This is a genomic window from Acidovorax sp. GW821-FHT10E04 (assembly GCF_059415185.1).
In genome coordinates, this window is sequence record NZ_JBWKMT010000001.1 from 811,804 (window position 1) to 825,925 (window position 14,122).

Consider the following 14,122-nt stretch of genomic DNA (forward strand, 5'->3'; position numbering starts at 1 on the left):
GCCCGGGGTGCCGGACGCTAGCGCAGCTCAAAAAAGCGCATGGCCACCGCATCCGGGTAGCGCGCGCCGGTGCCGACGAACATGCGCTCGGCGATCCAGGCCAGCGCCGGGGACGCCGTCTCGAAGCTCGGGCTGCAGCGGAAATAGACTTGCGCCGGGTCCACCGCCTCGCCGCGCACCAGGCGGGCGATCAGCTCGGCGGGGCCGGAGCGCACGGCCCGGTTTTGTACGTAGATGAGATCGCCACCATCGGTTTCGAGCACGTAGCGGGCGTCCAGCTCCGACAGCCGGTCGTTCACGATGAGCTGGAAGTCCGCACCGCCGGGCAGCACCCGTGCGCGCCAGCCGTCGCCAGAGGCGCTGCCGCCCAGGATGGGAATCAGCCGGCGCAGCCCGTGCACGGTGTGGCCCACCTCCTGGGGGGTGCCGACCTCCACGCGCAGGTCGGCAAAAAATCGGAATTGCGGGTCGGGCAAGGGGATGAGATCAGGCATGGGACCTAGCGTAAGTCCCGTTGCCACCCGAGCCTGTCATCCCAGAGGATGACGGGATAACCCGGGCTTTCGGCGACGGAATCGGGGGCGTTTTCAGCGCACACTCCACGCTTTCGGCAACGAACACTCCAATTTCCGACTTTTCCCATGCGGCAGTGGCTCCCCCCTTCCCTGCAGAAAGCACCCGGCCGGCAGGTGCTGCAAAACCCCGCCAGCGAGACCCTGGCGAGCATGGTTCACCGCCTGGGCGGCAACGGCTTTGCCAAAGGGCTTCTGCAGGACCTGGAGCCCGTGCTGCCTGCGGCCTCGTGGTCGGTGTACCGCACGGGCCACCGCTGCAAGCCCACACTGTTCATGTCGGCCAGCCGGGGCGTGCCCGACACCACGCAGGATTGCTGGTGGGCGTACCTCTCGGGCCCCTACCGCAGCGATCGCACCTGGGGCCGGGCTTTTGACGAGGCGCCCTTTGCCCAGCCCGAGACGCGGCTGTGCCACGTCACGGCCACCGAGGTGGAGGGCGAACACCGTGCCCGGGTGTATGAGGCCCACGGCGTGGCCGAGCGCGTGTCGGTGGTCGAATACGAAAGCGATGGCTCGGTGTTCGCCGTCAACTTCTACCGCCACCAGCACCAGCGGGCGTTCAGCGACCGGCAGATCGGCGCGTTCGAGTCCGTGGCGCCCGTGCTGCTGGCCCTCACGCGCAAACACATTGTTCTGTCGCACCCGTTTCCACCCACAGCCACGGCTGCCTGGCGAACAGAGGACAGCCGCCCAGGCCCGGCAACGTTGACCGTGAATACATCGGGCGCCCCCGCACTCCTGCCAGCCGGCGCCGCACTGGCCCCGCTGGCCGCCGATGGGCTGCCGGTGCTGCGCATGCGCCTGGTGCGCCTGCAGGCCGAGCTGACCGACCGCGAACTGGACGTGTGTGCCCGGCTGCTGCAGGGCATGACGCACGAGGGCATCGCCAGCGACCTGGGCCTGAGCGTGCCCACCGTCAAGACCTACCGCAACCGCGCCTTCGCGCGCCTGGGCATCCACTTTCGCAACGAGCTGTTTGCGCGGGTGCTGGGCGGATAAAAAGGGCCTCCCCCGCTCTCAAAATCTCAGACGCCCGGCGACCATGGCGGTGGCCGCCGCCGGATGGTCTGCGCCTTCACGATGGCCGTGCTCGTCTGCGCCTTGTCGGCAATGCGGTCCAGCACGCCGTCGAGCTGCTCGATGGAACGCACATACACCCGGGCGACAAAGCAGTCGTCGCCGGTGACCTTGTCGCACTCGCAGAACTCCGGCGTCTCCTGGATCAACTTCTCCACCGCCGCCAGCTGGCCCGGCAGCGGCTTGATGCGCACGATGGCCTGCAGCTGATAGCCCAGCGCACGCGGTTCGATGTCCACCGTGAACGCGCGGACCACCCCGCGCTCTTCCAGCCGCCGCAGCCGCTCGGACACGCTGGGCGACGACAGGCCCACACGTTCGCCCAGCACCTTGAGTGAAGTGCGGGAGTCCTGGTGCAGCACGGTCAGGATGGCCTGGTCGATGGAATCCATGGAAAGCAGCTCCTCAAAGTCAATGGTTGCCTCAGATTATGAGGGTTTACTGAATAAATGCCTTTCTTCATCCATTCCACGCACAGGCCCGTTTTCCTATAGTCATTTCATCAACCCCCGGATGGAGTGACCCCATGGACAAGAAAACGCAAGGCACGCTGGAGATGGGCACCGCCATGGCCATATCGGGCACCATCGGCTGGTTTGTCGTGGAATCCGGCCTGCCGGCACTGAACGTGGTGTTCTGGCGCTGCGTGTTCGGCGCGGCCACGCTGGCGGCCGTGTGCGCCGCCATGGGCCTGCTGCGCGGCGTGTTGACCTGGCGCACGGCAGCATGGGCGGCCCTGGGGGGCGTGGCCATCGTCACCAACTGGCTCCTGCTGTTTGGGGCGTATTCGCACGCTTCCATTTCGATTGCCACGGCGGTCTACAACACCCAGCCCTTCATGCTGGTGGTGTTTGGCGCCCTGCTCTTTGGCGAGCGCATCACCCCGGCCAAGCTCGGCTGGCTGGCCCTGGCATTCGGCGGCATGCTGCTCATCGTGCAGGCCCGGCCCGGCGCGAGCCAGGGTGGCACGCACTATGCGCTGGGCATCGCCATGGCGCTCGGTGCTGCCTTCTTCTGGGCCATAGCCTCGGTGATCGCCAAACGCCTCACCGGCACGCCGCCCCACCTCATTGCCCTGGTACAGGTCTGCGTGGGCGTGCTCCTGCTGGCGCCGTTTGCCAACCTGGGTGCCCCCCCGCAAGGTGCCCGCACCTGGCTGCTGCTGACCACGGTGGGCGTGGTGCACACGGGCCTCATGTACATCCTGCTGTACGGCGCCGTGCAGAAGCTGCCCACCTACCTGCAGGGCGCGCTGTCCTTCATCTATCCGGTGGTGGCGATTGGCGTGGACTTCGCCGCGTTTGGCCACCGCCTGCAGCCGGCCCAGTGGCTGGGAGCCGCCGCCATCCTGCTCGCCGCGGCCGCCATGCACCTGCAGGGCAGCCGCCCCCGGGCGACGACCGCCGCGCAACCGGCGGCACAAGGCGCCAAATAGCACCGCATCCCGCCAGGCCCGGCCCATGGGCACGGCACAATCACCGGCCAGTGACACACCCCGGTGACCTCCCTTCCCCCGCCGAGCCGCCCGCACCGCCGCGATCCGACCGCCAGGCGGTGATCGCCGCCTGGGTGGCCGCCCTGCGCCGCCAGGCCGATGCAGCGGCACTGAAGGCCCTGCCCCCGCTGACGGACGCCGAGGCCGCGCGCGTGATGGCGCTGATGCGGGGCGACGAGACCGGCACGGAGACGGCCACGCCGCCCGCCGGGCGCACCGCGCCACCGCCCGGCATCGCCACCGGGCACTTCCGCCCGCGCATCACGCTGATGACCCTGGGCCGGGGCGACGGTCTGCTGGGCCTCAAGCCCCAGGGCAAGATGGGGCCGCGCGGCGACAGCGTGACGCTGGCCCAGATCGACTGGACCTACCGCACCGACGACACACTCCCAGGCGCCATCGCCTGGCAGACGCCTGCGCCCACGTCCATCCTCAACTCGCGCCCCGCCCCGCTGCAGGATCTGTACGACACCGGCGGCCCCGTGGTGCGCATGCAGCGCGACGTGGCGGCCGAGTCGGACGCCATGGACCTCGTGTGGGATCTGGGCCTGTTGCCCGTGGACGCACGCTCGCTGCAATGGCGCAACCGCGATGCCGCCGCCAGCCTGGGCCCGCTGTGGACGCTGGCGCAGGAGGCCTTCTTTGGCGACTTCTGGGCCGAGCAGATCCCCCAACTCCGCGCCAGAGGCTGGAGCGTGGTGGTGCAACCGGGCTTCGCGCACGAGAGCGTGCCCGTGTTGCGCTGGAAGCTGCACATCGCCCCTGACACCGGCGAACTGCTGGGCAAGGAAGTGGACGGCCCACTCGGCCCACGCGAGCGCCCCGTGCAGAAACTGCAGCTGCCCGAGCGCGAAGGCGCCTGGCTGCTCAGCCTGGGCATCGAGATCGACGATGAAACGCTGGACCTGGCCCCCATGCTGGCCGACCTGCTGCGCCGCGACGCGCGCTGGCTCAATGCCCGGCAGATGGCCTCCATTGACGACATTGCCATCATTTCGCTGCGCGCCCCGGGCGGCAAACGCATCGACGCGCCCGCCGGCCCGCTCAAGGCCATCGTGGGGGCCATGATCGACCTGCTGACCGACCCGACCCGCAACCAGCGCAAGGACGGCGACCCGCTGCACCTGGGTGCGTGGGAGGCCCGCCGCATCGAGGCTCTGCGCGCCGGGCTGGTGCTGGCCCACCGCGTGGGCACGGTCAATGGCTGGAACAACGACTGGCAGCTGCAGGGCGACGTGGGCCTGGCCCAGCTCGCCAAGCGGTTGCGCACCATCGGCGCCCCGCAAGCGGTGGCTGCACCGCAAGGCCTGCAGGTGCAACTGCGCCCCTATCAACTGGAAGGCCTGACCTGGCTGCAATACCTGCGCGCCCAAGGCCTGGGCGGCATCCTGGCCGACGACATGGGCCTGGGCAAGACCGCGCAGGCGCTGGCCCACGTGCTGGCCGAGAAGGAGGCCGGGCGCCTCACCCGCCCCGCCCTGGTGGTGCTGCCCACCTCGCTGCTCTTCAACTGGCAGGCCGAGGCCGCGCGCATGGCACCCGGCCTGCGCGTGCTGGCGCTGCATGGCGCCGGCCGAGGCCAGCGCTATCTGCAGATGGCCGACCACGACCTGGTGCTGACCACCTACCCGCTGCTCTGGCGCGACGTGGAGGCGCTGGCCGCACAGCCATTCCACCTGCTCATCCTGGACGAAGCGCAGATGGTGAAAAACGCCGGAAGCCGCAGCGCCCGCGCCCTGCGCCAGCTGAAGGCCCCGCACCTGCTGTGCCTGACGGGCACGCCGCTCGAAAACCACCTGGGCGAGCTGTGGGCCCAATTCGACTTCCTGATGCCCGGCTTTCTGGGCGATGTGCGCAGCTTCAACGCCCGCTGGCGCAAGCCCATCGAGGAAAACGGCGAAACCCTGCGCGCCCAGCTCCTGTCGCAGCGCGTGCGCCCGTTCATCCTGCGCCGCCGCAAGCAGGACGTGGCCACTGAGCTGCCGCCACGCACCGAGGTCATCCAGCGCGTGCAGTTGCAAGGCAGGCAGCGCGAGCTGTACGAGGCCGTGCGCACCACGGCCGACAAGCAGGTGCGCCGCGCGCTCGAGCGCCAGTGCTTCGACGGCGCGCAGATCACCATCCTCGACGCCCTGCTCAAGCTGCGCCAGGTCTGCTGCGACCCCAGATTGGTCAAAGGCACCACAAAAACGGCGCAGACGATGGAGCGCGCCAAGCTCGAACTACTGGCCGACATGCTGCCCGCCCTGGTCGACGAAGGGCGCCGCGTGCTGGTGTTCTCCCAATTCACCGAAATGCTCGCGCTGGCGGCCGAGCTGCTCGACACCCTGGCCCTGCCCTACCTCACCCTCACGGGCCAGACACCGCCCCGCCAGCGCGGCGCGGTGGTGCGGCGGTTCCAGGCACGGGACGCAACCAGCGCCCCCATCCTGCTCGTCAGCCTCAAGGCCGGGGGCCTCGGCCTGAACCTCACCGCCGCCGACACCGTGATCCACCTCGACCCCTGGTGGAACCCCGCCGTGGAAGAGCAGGCCACCGCCCGCGCCCACCGCATCGGGCAGGACCAGCCGGTGTTTGTCTACAAGCTGGTGGTGGAAGGCAGCATCGAAGAACGCATGCTGGAACTGCAGGCCCGCAAGGCCGCGCTGGCCCAGGGTGTGCTGGGCCATGACGCCGAGGGCGCCGTCAAGTTCAGCGAGGCCGACCTGCACGCCCTGCTGGCGCCCCTCTCCGAACCAGCCAACAACCCGCTGGGCATTCCGGGCGAGGACGCGCTGCGCTGGGGCGGCACGGGCAAACGGCGCCCCCGGCCGCTGCAGCCGCCCGAGGCTTGAAGGTTTTTGGCTGTCAGCGCTTTTCCAGCAAGCGCCAGCAGCTATCAAATTGAAAGCAGTCCGGGCCCTGTGCCTGCCTGCCCCGAAAAGTGCAGAATTCAAAAGCAAGCAACGGAGTGCGCCCCGCCCACCCCGTCCCTAGAGTGCATGGCATCGCAACCCACCTTGTGAGCCATCCGCCATGAATCCGAACTCCGCCCACCTCCACGCGAAAGCCCCGCCCCTGCATTCCACCCGCGTTGCCACCATGCCCCACCGCGCAACACCCTCCGCCAAGGCCGCACAGGCCGCTGCCGCCACCCAGGCCGACCCGCGCTGGGCGGCGGTGGTGGCGCGCAGCGCGGCGGCGGATGGCAGCTTCTGGTACTCGGTGCAGACCACGAGCGTGTACTGCCGCCCCAGTTGCGCGGCGCGCACGCCCCGGCCCGAGAACGTGCGGTTCCATGCCAGCTGCGACGAGGCTGAAGCAGCCGGATTTCGCCCCTGCCAGCGCTGCAAGCCCCGGCAGCCCTCGGCGCTGGCACACCATGCTGAGCTGGTCACGCAGGCCTGCCGCATCATCGAAGCCGAAGAAGCCACCACGCTCGATGCGCTGGCGGCCCGCGTGGGGCTGAGCAGTTCGCACCTGCACCGCGTCTTCAAGCAGGCCACCGGCCTCACGCCCAAGGCCTACGCCGCCGCCCGGCGGGAGCAGCGTGTGCGCAGTGCCCTCGAACAACAACCCACGGCCTCCGTGACAGACGCCATCTACGGCGCGGGTTACCAGTCGAGCAGCCGGTTCTATGAGAAATCCGCCCAGGTGCTGGGCATGACCCCCACGCGCTACCGCGCGGGCGGCGCGGCGCAGCGCATCCGCTTTGCGGTGGGGCAGTGCTCGCTGGGCGCGATCCTGGTGGCGCACAGCGGCCAGGGCCTGTGCGCCATCCTGCTGGGCGACGACCCCGAAGCCCTGGTGCACGACCTGCAGGACCGTTTTGCCCAGGCCCAGCTGGTGGGCGGCGATGCGCAATTCGAATCGCTCGTGGCCCAGGTCGTGGCCTTTGTCGAAGCGCCCGGCCTGGGCCTGGACTTGCCGCTGGACGTGCGGGGCACGGCCTTCCAGCAGCGCGTGTGGCAGGCGCTGCGTGCCATTCCCCCGGGGCAGACCGCCAGCTATGCCGACATCGCCCGGCGCATCGGCGCGCCCACCGCCACCCGCGCCGTGGCGCAGGCCTGTGGCGCCAACACGCTGGCGGTGGCCATACCGTGCCACCGGGTGGTGCGCAGCGACGGCGCGCTCTCGGGCTACCGCTGGGGCGTGGAGCGCAAGCGGGCGCTGCTGGACCGCGAAGCCGGCGCCGCTGAACCAGCACACACGCGGGAGAAGGCCGCATGAGTGCCCTGCCCCAGGACACGCACCCCTGGCCTGCCCGCGTGGCGGCCCTCGACTGGGCCCAGGCCACCGACGACCTGCACACGCAGGGGCATGCGGTACTGCCTCGGCTGCTGGGCGAGCACGAATGCACAGCGCTCGCGGGGCTGTACCGCCACGCCGGCCCGCCCCTGTTCCGCAGCCGCGTGGTGATGCAGCGCCATGGTTTTGGCCTGGGCGAGTACCAGTACTTCAGCTACCCGCTGCCGGACGTGGTGGCCGGGCTGCGCGATGCGCTGTACCCCCATCTATGCCCCATCGCCAACCACTGGAACGCCGCCATGGGCATCGATGCGCGCTACCCGCCGCGCCATGCCGACTTCATCGCGCGCTGCCACGCGGCGGGCCAGTTGCGCCCCACGCCACTGCTGCTGCAGTACGCGAGCGGCGACTACAACTGCCTGCACCAGGACCTGTACGGCGAGCACGTGTTCCCGCTGCAGGTGGCCATCCTGCTGTCGGAGCCCGGCCGCGACTTCACCGGTGGCGAGTTCGTGCTGACCGAGCAGCGCCCGCGCATGCAGTCGCGCGCCGAGGTCGTCCCCCTGTGCCAGGGCGATGCCGTGGCCTTCGCCGTGCACCACCGCCCCGTGCAGGGCACGCGCGGCGTCTACCGCGTCCACATGCGCCACGGCGTGAGCCGCGTGCGCTCGGGGCAGCGGCACACGGCGGGCATCATCTTTCACGATGCTGCATAGCGATGCTCCCGCCGAGGCGCCTTCGGGGCCTTCACCCCTCTCTCGCGGCGCGGGAGGGCCGCGCCCGGTGGCCTGGCGGAGCCAGTTCCACGGGCGCGCTCGCCCGGATCGCGCCCGTTGCACCGGCCCGGGCCATCACGCTAGAACCATGAATCCATGAACCTCGGTCTTTTTGATGAACTGCCCGCCACGCCCCAGGCGCCCGAATGGCTGGAGCCAGGCGCCGTGGTGCTGCGCGGCTTTGCCCTGGCGCAGGCGGCGCAGCTGCTGCAGGCCGTCGAGGCGGTGGCGGCCCGCGCACCGTTCAGGCACCTGGTCACGCCCGGCGGCAAGCGCATGTCGGTGGCCATGACGAACTGCGGGCCGCTGGGGTGGATCAGCGACCGCAGCGGCTACCGCTACGGCCCCACGGACCCGCTGACGGGCGAACGGTGGCCGCCCATGCCGGAGGTTTTCCATGCGCTGGCCCGCGAGGCCGCAGGGGCGGCGGGCTACCCCGGCTTCGCGCCCGACGCCTGCCTCATCAACCGCTACAGCCCGGGCACGCGGCTGTCGCTCCACCAGGACCGCGACGAGGGCAACTACGACCACCCCATCGTGTCCGTCAGCCTGGGCATCCCGGCGGTCTTCCTGTGGGGTGGCGCGCAGCGCACGGACAAGGCCCGCCGCGTGGGGCTGCTGCATGGCGACGCGGTCGTGTGGGGCGGCCCGGCGCGCCTGCGGTTCCATGGCGTGCTGCCGCTGGCCGAGGCCGCGCATGCGCTGACGGGCGCGCAGCGCATCAACCTCACCTTTCGCCGGGCGCGCCAGGAACCTGGGCCGGTCTCTTCAGCAGGCGGCGCTGCCTAGCGCGGATACCCCGTCTGCGACGCGATGGAGGCCAGCAGGTGGTCGGCCGCCGCGCGCCCGCGCAGGCTGTCGGCCACGGTGAGCCGCTTGCCGTTGCGCAGCTCCACCTCGATGCGGTAGAAGGTCTCCTGCCGCGCCCCCGTCTGGGTGGAATAGCTTTCGGCCACCCGCAGCCGGGCGATGTCCGTGGCGGGCGCCTGGTGGTGGACCAGCATGAGCCCCAGGAGCCGCCGCTCGGTGCGGATGCCCCGGCCGTCCAGCTCCACGCTGAGGCTGTTGGCCACCGCGTAGAAGCCGCCCACCACCGCCGCCCCGCCCAGGCCGCCGAAGGCGATGAGGAAGAGCACCGGCACATCCTGGCCGCCCGCCAGCGCGGCAATGCCCACGAACACCGCCCCGGCGAGCATCCAGACGATGGTCTGCTTCCAGGCGCGCCCATACGGCAGGTACAGCCGCACCCCACCGGGAATGCGCTCCAGCTCGCTCACCGCGGCCACCTCGGCGTGGCGCATTTCCCGCAGCTGCGGATGCTGCGCCGCGTCCGCGCGCGCCCCGTGGGAAGCCGCGCCGGTGGCGTACACCGGCACGTCGAACACACGCAGGAACCTGAGCCCGGGATCGGCCGATTCCACCTGCAGCCGCCATGCGTGGTGTTCGCTGTCCACCGGCTCCGTGGCGGGCAGGCCCGCCGGCACCCGCAGGCGCAAACCCAGCTGGATGCCATCGCCCCGGGGCTCGACCTGGGCCACGCCCTGGCTCTGCCATACCGTGGTTTCGCGCGACTCGCTCTTGCCGCCAGTGCGGCTGCGGTAGTGCCGCACGCAGCTGAGCGTGACCGCGAAGTGCTGCTGCCCGGGCCGGTGCGCCACGGGCAGCGCGAGCGTGGCGCCAAAATCGCCGCCGATGGCGCCTGGAAACGGGTCCAGCACCAGCCGTACATCGCCAAAGCGCCAGGCATCCAGCGTGGCCCGCACGGCCCACACCAGCGTCGCGACAGCAGCCAGCAGCAGGGCCCCGAACACGGCCACCAGCAGGTACTGGGGGCCGTCCAGCGCCTCGTCCCGGTGGGCGATCGCGGACGGCCATGCGATCGCATTGCAGACCAGGGCAAATGTCCATGCGACCCACACCTCATAGCGCTTGTTCGACCGGATGCTGTTGCCCGCCCAGGCCGGCCGCCCCATCCAGGGCTGGGCCGATGCCTCCAGCGCCTGCGTGCCGCGCCCGGCGCGGGGGTCGCGCCATGCGCCATGGAGCATGCCCAGGCCCACGCCGCCGAACAGCACCACGAACAGCATCTTGAACAGCTGCATGCCCGGGCGCAGGCTGCGGTCCAGCACGGCCTCGTGGGGGTTCGACGGGTTCACCCGGCTGGCCCTCGCGCTGGGCAGCCTCCAGGCGTTCCCCCAGCTGCTCCTGGAAGTCGCCGATGTTGTCCGCGCCGGACCCAATCGCCACGCGCTGGCCTTGATAGTCCCGGCCCCCCACCTGGTAGCGGTAGCTGGCCGACACGCTGTAGGTGGTGGACTTGCTGCCACGCGAGGTCTCCAGACGCGCCGACACCAGCGTGGCCGACACCGGCTGCCAGCCCTGCATGCGACCCCAGTCGTACAGCGTGGGCAACACGCCGAAAAGCAGCATGCCCACGCCCACGGCGGCAAAGGGCAGCGCGAACAGCGCCATCGCCCAGGTGCCGGACTTGCCCCCGCCCTTGCGCGCCTGGGCCTCGCGGTGCTTCTTTCTCCGGGTGTTGCTGGTGGCCATCGGTGTGCTGATGACGTGGCGCATGGCGGCCGGGGCCCTGCCCGCCACCGGCAGCGTGGCGGGCAAGGCGCGGCCGGCCACGGCGTCACGTCCTCCTCCCTGTGTTCTTGTGTGCTGGAAAAATTTGCGCCTCCCGTGCGCTGGCACGGCCTGGACGGGGGCCGCGCGGCGCCCGGACGGGGGCAGGCCTGATTCTGCGACCCGCCGCGCGCACGCGCAATGCATGTGGGGTGGTTGTCGTTTTTTGAATCTTTCAGGGCCCTGGCGCTTCATGGATATGCGCCGATAGCTACATATTCGATAGCAAAAGCACCCCTGCCCCGGCAGCCCATCGGGGCACCAGGGCGAATCGGCCTTTGCCAGAATGGCGCCATGACCACGCCCACCGCATCCCACCGCGCGCCCCGCTACTGGCTCATGAAGTCCGAGCCGGACGAGTGCTCCATCGACGACGCCCTGGCTGCCCCGGACGCCACCGTGCCCTGGACCGGGGTGCGCAACTACCAGGCGCGCAATTTCATGCGCGACGAGATGCACATCGGCGATGGCGTGCTGTTCTACCACTCCAGCTGCCCGGAACCGGGCATCGCGGGCATTGCCCGCGTGGCGTCTTCCGTGCGGCCCGACCCCACCCAGTTCGATCCGCAATCGCCCTACCACGACCCCAAATCCCCGCCGGACAAGCCGCGCTGGCTGCTGCTGGACGTGCAGGCGGTGCGCAAGACACGGCTCGTCAACCTGGCGCAGCTGCGGGCGCGCCCCGAACTGGGGGAGATGCGGGTGCTGCAGCGGGGCAACCGCCTGTCGATCACGCCGGTGGAGCCTGCCGAGTGGAGCCTGATCCTGGAGATGCTGGAGCCGCGCGCGGCGGCCCGCCAGGGGTAGCGGGAAACGGCCCCGGGGCTACCCTGGCGGGAGTGGCACGGGTACCGGCCCGTCTTGCGGCACCGGCGCCATGGGCGCCGAGCGCACGCAGTTGCGGCCGTCCGCCTTCGCGCGGTACAGCGCGGCATCCGCCCGTTCCACCAGCTGCGGCCATCCGGCCTCGCCCCGGTAGCCGCACGCCACGCCAAAGCTGGCCGTGACGCGCAGCGCGGTGTCCTCCGCCGAGGTGAAGGTTTCCCGCTCGAGCGCCTGGCGCAGCTTCTCGGCGATCACGAGGGTCCCGGCCATGTCGTCCCCCGCAACCAGCACCGCGAACTCCTCCCCGCCAAAACGGGCCACGATGTCGTTGGAGCGCAGAACCGTGCGCAGCAGCCTGGCGACCTGGATGAGCACGCGGTCGCCGGTGGGATGGCCGTGGGTGTCGTTGACGGCCTTGAAGTGGTCGATGTCCAGGAGGATGAGGCACATCGGGCCCCCCGCGCCCCTTCCGGCCCGCGGGGCCTGCGCGTGCCCGTCGAGCGCCCGGCGGTTGAGCAGCGAGGTCAGGCCGTCCGTCTCCGCCAGGCTCTTGAGCTCGTTGGCCATGGACGCCCGCTCCCTGAGCTTGCCCTGGAGCACCTCGATGGCGCGAAAGAGGCCGGTGACCTCGCCCGCGGCCGTGGGGTGCCCGTAGGGCACGGCGGGCCGGTCTTCGGCCAGCCGCAGGACCGCCGCGTGGGCATGGAGCAGCGGGCGGAAGACGCGGGCCCGCACCGAAAGAATCAGCCACACCAGGATCGCGAAGATGGCGCCCGTCACGACCGCCACCGCCGCCAGGGTGGCCAGCGCCGCATCCCTGTTGTGCTCGGACCGCTTGACCGCCGCGTCCAGGAAAACGCTGCGGTAGGTTTCAATCGGCCGCATGGTCGGCACGTAGCGCTCGGTGAACTCGGTCGCCGACATCGTGTAGCGGGCGCCCGGGCGTCCTTCGGCGATCAGCCGGTCGATCAGCGCAAAACCATCGCCGAAGTAGCCGCGTTCGATCTCTTCGCGGGTTCTTGCCAGCGTTTCATTGTCATGCAGCCCCCCGTGGGCGCCGATCACCTGCCACAGCGCCCTCAGCCGCCCCTGCGTTTGCCGGCTCTCGATGATGTTCTTGAGCGGCAGGCGCTGCCTCAGGGCGATGGGCGCCATGATCTGCGAGGCGGCCCGTCCCCCATAGTCCCGGAAGTCGTTGAGCATCTGGCCGATCAGGACGGGAGAGGCCAGGCTCGCGTCGTGGTGCAGGATCTCGTTGGCCTGCCAAGCGATGATCGCCTGGACTTTGTCGGACGCCTCGAACATGCCCTGGATGGCCGCATCCAGCTCGTCCGGACGCAGCGAGGCCAGGGGCACCGCCGCCGCCTCGTCGACCTGGCGCCGCGCCCGGGCCAGCTGCTGCGTGACACCCTCCAGCAACTCCGGCGGCACGGGGTGGTGGTGCAGGCCCCAGCGCGGCGGCTGCGGCTGCGCCAGCGCCGCCAGCGCGGCGTCCACCCGGGACCGCAACTGTGCCAGGCGCCGGGTTCCCGCGCTGTCGGGCGCGGGCGCTTCGGACATCACGACATTCGCGGGCCCCCGCTCCGCCGCGACCAGGGTGGCGATATCGAGAACGCGCCGGAAATGCTGGATGTCGTGCAGCCCCTGCCGCGCCATCTCGAATTCGTGGAACGTCGGCACCACGATCGTCAGCGCGAGCAGCGCCGTGGCGAGGATCGCGATCGCGACATGGATCGACAGCCTCGTGTTGAAGCTGCGCTCCGGCGACACCGCGGGGCTGGCGTCCTGCGCGGTGTCCGCCGCGTCCATGGCGCCCGCCGCGCCCTCTCCTTCTTCTTTTTTCTCTGTGGAAAACAGTGGAAAGAACAGCTTGAACCTCCTGGAGCCCCGAAATTGCACCCATTGCGCGCAGCGGCATGCCGCCCGGCTGCCAGACTAGGTTACCACCTGCAACCAGAGGCCCAGGGGGGTGATACCCGCAGGGCCCCGCCCCACGGCATGCCGGGCGCCGGTAGGAACGTGCTGACGGGCGCCTGCTTTCCCGTCCGACATCCGGCGGGCCGGCCGGCGCGCAGTGTGGTCCCTTTCACCACCACCTAGGAGCACGACATGCGCACGGCAAGCAATGAGCTCATGCAGCTGGAAAGGAAATTCTGGCAATCGATGGTCGACGAGGACACGGACACCGCCCTCGCCATGCTCGATGAACCGGCACTGATGGTCAGCAGCCACGGCGCCATGCAGTTTGACCACGCAACCTACCGGCGGATGGCGGAACAGGGCCCGATGGTGATCAAGTCCTTCGAGCTGAGCAACATGAACGTGCTGTTCCCCGACGACAACACGGCCGTCCTGACCTACCACGCGCGGCAGGCCCTCACGCCCCGTGGAAAGTCGGAAGAAATCAATCAGGAAATGACGGATTCGTCCGTCTGGATGCGCAAGGACGGCGAGTGGCGCTGCGTGATGCACACGGAAACACCCGTGGACGCCCGCCCGCAGCACTGACCTCCCCG

General features: G+C 70.2%; 12 protein-coding genes. 8 read left to right on the forward strand and 4 right to left on the reverse strand.

What is annotated here, in order from left to right; translation table 11 throughout:
* Positions 1-17 precede the first annotated feature (17 nt).
* A complete protein-coding gene (locus AC07OC_RS03685) occupies positions 18-494 on the reverse strand; it encodes a DUF3237 domain-containing protein (protein WP_218295066.1) in 477 nt (158 codons plus the stop codon).
* 147 nt (positions 495-641) lie between these two features.
* Here AC07OC_RS03685 and AC07OC_RS03690 point away from each other — a divergent pair, with 147 nt between their 5' ends.
* Complete coding sequence (locus AC07OC_RS03690) at positions 642-1,574, forward strand: helix-turn-helix transcriptional regulator (protein WP_494600395.1); 933 nt, start codon at positions 642-644, stop codon at positions 1,572-1,574.
* A 26-nt stretch (positions 1,575-1,600) separates the two neighbouring features.
* On the opposite strand, the gene AC07OC_RS03695 is transcribed toward AC07OC_RS03690, so the two are convergent.
* Positions 1,601-2,044 carry an Lrp/AsnC family transcriptional regulator gene (locus AC07OC_RS03695; RefSeq protein ID WP_010458347.1) on the reverse strand — a complete coding sequence of 148 codons (444 nt, stop codon included), beginning with the start codon at positions 2,042-2,044 and terminating at the stop codon, positions 1,601-1,603.
* A gap of 134 nt (positions 2,045-2,178) precedes the next feature.
* On the opposite strand from AC07OC_RS03695, the gene AC07OC_RS03700 reads away from it, so the two are divergent.
* The 5 genes from AC07OC_RS03700 to alkB all read left to right on the forward strand — a co-directional run bounded on the left by AC07OC_RS03700 (position 2,179) and on the right by alkB (position 8,939).
* Positions 2,179-3,087 (forward strand): DMT family transporter, encoded by a 909-nt coding sequence (locus AC07OC_RS03700; RefSeq protein WP_494600396.1) that lies wholly within the window; start codon positions 2,179-2,181, stop codon positions 3,085-3,087.
* 50 nt (positions 3,088-3,137) lie between these two features.
* Positions 3,138-5,981 carry a DEAD/DEAH box helicase gene (locus AC07OC_RS03705; RefSeq protein ID WP_494600397.1) on the forward strand — a complete coding sequence of 948 codons (2,844 nt, stop codon included), beginning with the start codon at positions 3,138-3,140 and terminating at the stop codon, positions 5,979-5,981.
* 247 nt (positions 5,982-6,228) lie between these two features.
* The gene (gene ada, locus AC07OC_RS03710) at positions 6,229-7,356 is read left to right on the forward strand and encodes a bifunctional DNA-binding transcriptional regulator/O6-methylguanine-DNA methyltransferase Ada (RefSeq protein WP_494600453.1); all 1,128 of its coding nucleotides are present in this window, start codon (positions 6,229-6,231) and stop codon (positions 7,354-7,356) included.
* The gene (locus AC07OC_RS03715) at positions 7,353-8,090 is read left to right on the forward strand and encodes a 2OG-Fe(II) oxygenase (protein ID WP_218338621.1); all 738 of its coding nucleotides are present in this window, start codon (positions 7,353-7,355) and stop codon (positions 8,088-8,090) included. The genes ada and AC07OC_RS03715 overlap by 4 nt, the downstream gene beginning before the upstream one ends.
* Before the next feature lie 156 nt (positions 8,091-8,246).
* The gene (gene alkB, locus AC07OC_RS03720) at positions 8,247-8,939 is read left to right on the forward strand and encodes a DNA oxidative demethylase AlkB (RefSeq protein WP_218338622.1); all 693 of its coding nucleotides are present in this window, start codon (positions 8,247-8,249) and stop codon (positions 8,937-8,939) included.
* Here the strand turns inward: alkB and AC07OC_RS03725 are convergent.
* Positions 8,936-10,306: a hypothetical protein gene (locus AC07OC_RS03725; RefSeq protein WP_494600398.1), complete on the reverse strand. Its 1,371-nt coding sequence runs from the start codon at positions 10,304-10,306 to the stop codon at positions 8,936-8,938. The two genes, alkB and AC07OC_RS03725, sit on opposite strands and share 4 nt — an antisense overlap.
* A gap of 769 nt (positions 10,307-11,075) precedes the next feature.
* Here AC07OC_RS03725 and AC07OC_RS03730 point away from each other — a divergent pair.
* Positions 11,076-11,588: an EVE domain-containing protein gene (locus AC07OC_RS03730; RefSeq protein ID WP_218338623.1), complete on the forward strand. Its 513-nt coding sequence runs from the start codon at positions 11,076-11,078 to the stop codon at positions 11,586-11,588.
* Between the two features lie 18 nt (positions 11,589-11,606).
* On the opposite strand, the gene AC07OC_RS03735 is transcribed toward AC07OC_RS03730, so the two are convergent.
* A complete protein-coding gene (locus tag AC07OC_RS03735) occupies positions 11,607-13,415 on the reverse strand; it encodes a GGDEF domain-containing protein (RefSeq protein ID WP_218338624.1) in 1,809 nt (602 codons plus the stop codon).
* Between the two features lie 300 nt (positions 13,416-13,715).
* On the opposite strand from AC07OC_RS03735, the gene AC07OC_RS03740 reads away from it, so the two are divergent.
* Positions 13,716-14,114 (forward strand): nuclear transport factor 2 family protein, encoded by a 399-nt coding sequence (locus tag AC07OC_RS03740; protein WP_218338625.1) that lies wholly within the window; start codon positions 13,716-13,718, stop codon positions 14,112-14,114.
* Positions 14,115-14,122: the final 8 nt, after the last annotated feature.

Coding starts and splice junctions, on each gene's coding strand:
- AC07OC_RS03695 (WP_010458347.1), bottom strand. CDS start 2,044: ATGGATTCCATCGACCAGGCCATCCTGACCGTGCTGCACCAGGACTCC.
- AC07OC_RS03730 (WP_218338623.1), top strand. CDS start 11,076: ATGACCACGCCCACCGCATCCCACCGCGCGCCCCGCTACTGGCTCATG.
- ada (WP_494600453.1), top strand. CDS start 6,229: ATGCCCCACCGCGCAACACCCTCCGCCAAGGCCGCACAGGCCGCTGCC.
- AC07OC_RS03700 (WP_494600396.1), top strand. CDS start 2,179: ATGGACAAGAAAACGCAAGGCACGCTGGAGATGGGCACCGCCATGGCC.
- AC07OC_RS03740 (WP_218338625.1), top strand. CDS start 13,716: ATGCGCACGGCAAGCAATGAGCTCATGCAGCTGGAAAGGAAATTCTGG.
- AC07OC_RS03685 (WP_218295066.1), bottom strand. CDS start 494: ATGCCTGATCTCATCCCCTTGCCCGACCCGCAATTCCGATTTTTTGCC.
- AC07OC_RS03690 (WP_494600395.1), top strand. CDS start 642: ATGCGGCAGTGGCTCCCCCCTTCCCTGCAGAAAGCACCCGGCCGGCAG.
- alkB (WP_218338622.1), top strand. CDS start 8,247: ATGAACCTCGGTCTTTTTGATGAACTGCCCGCCACGCCCCAGGCGCCC.
- AC07OC_RS03715 (WP_218338621.1), top strand. CDS start 7,353: ATGAGTGCCCTGCCCCAGGACACGCACCCCTGGCCTGCCCGCGTGGCG.
- AC07OC_RS03735 (WP_218338624.1), bottom strand. CDS start 13,415: ATGGACGCGGCGGACACCGCGCAGGACGCCAGCCCCGCGGTGTCGCCG.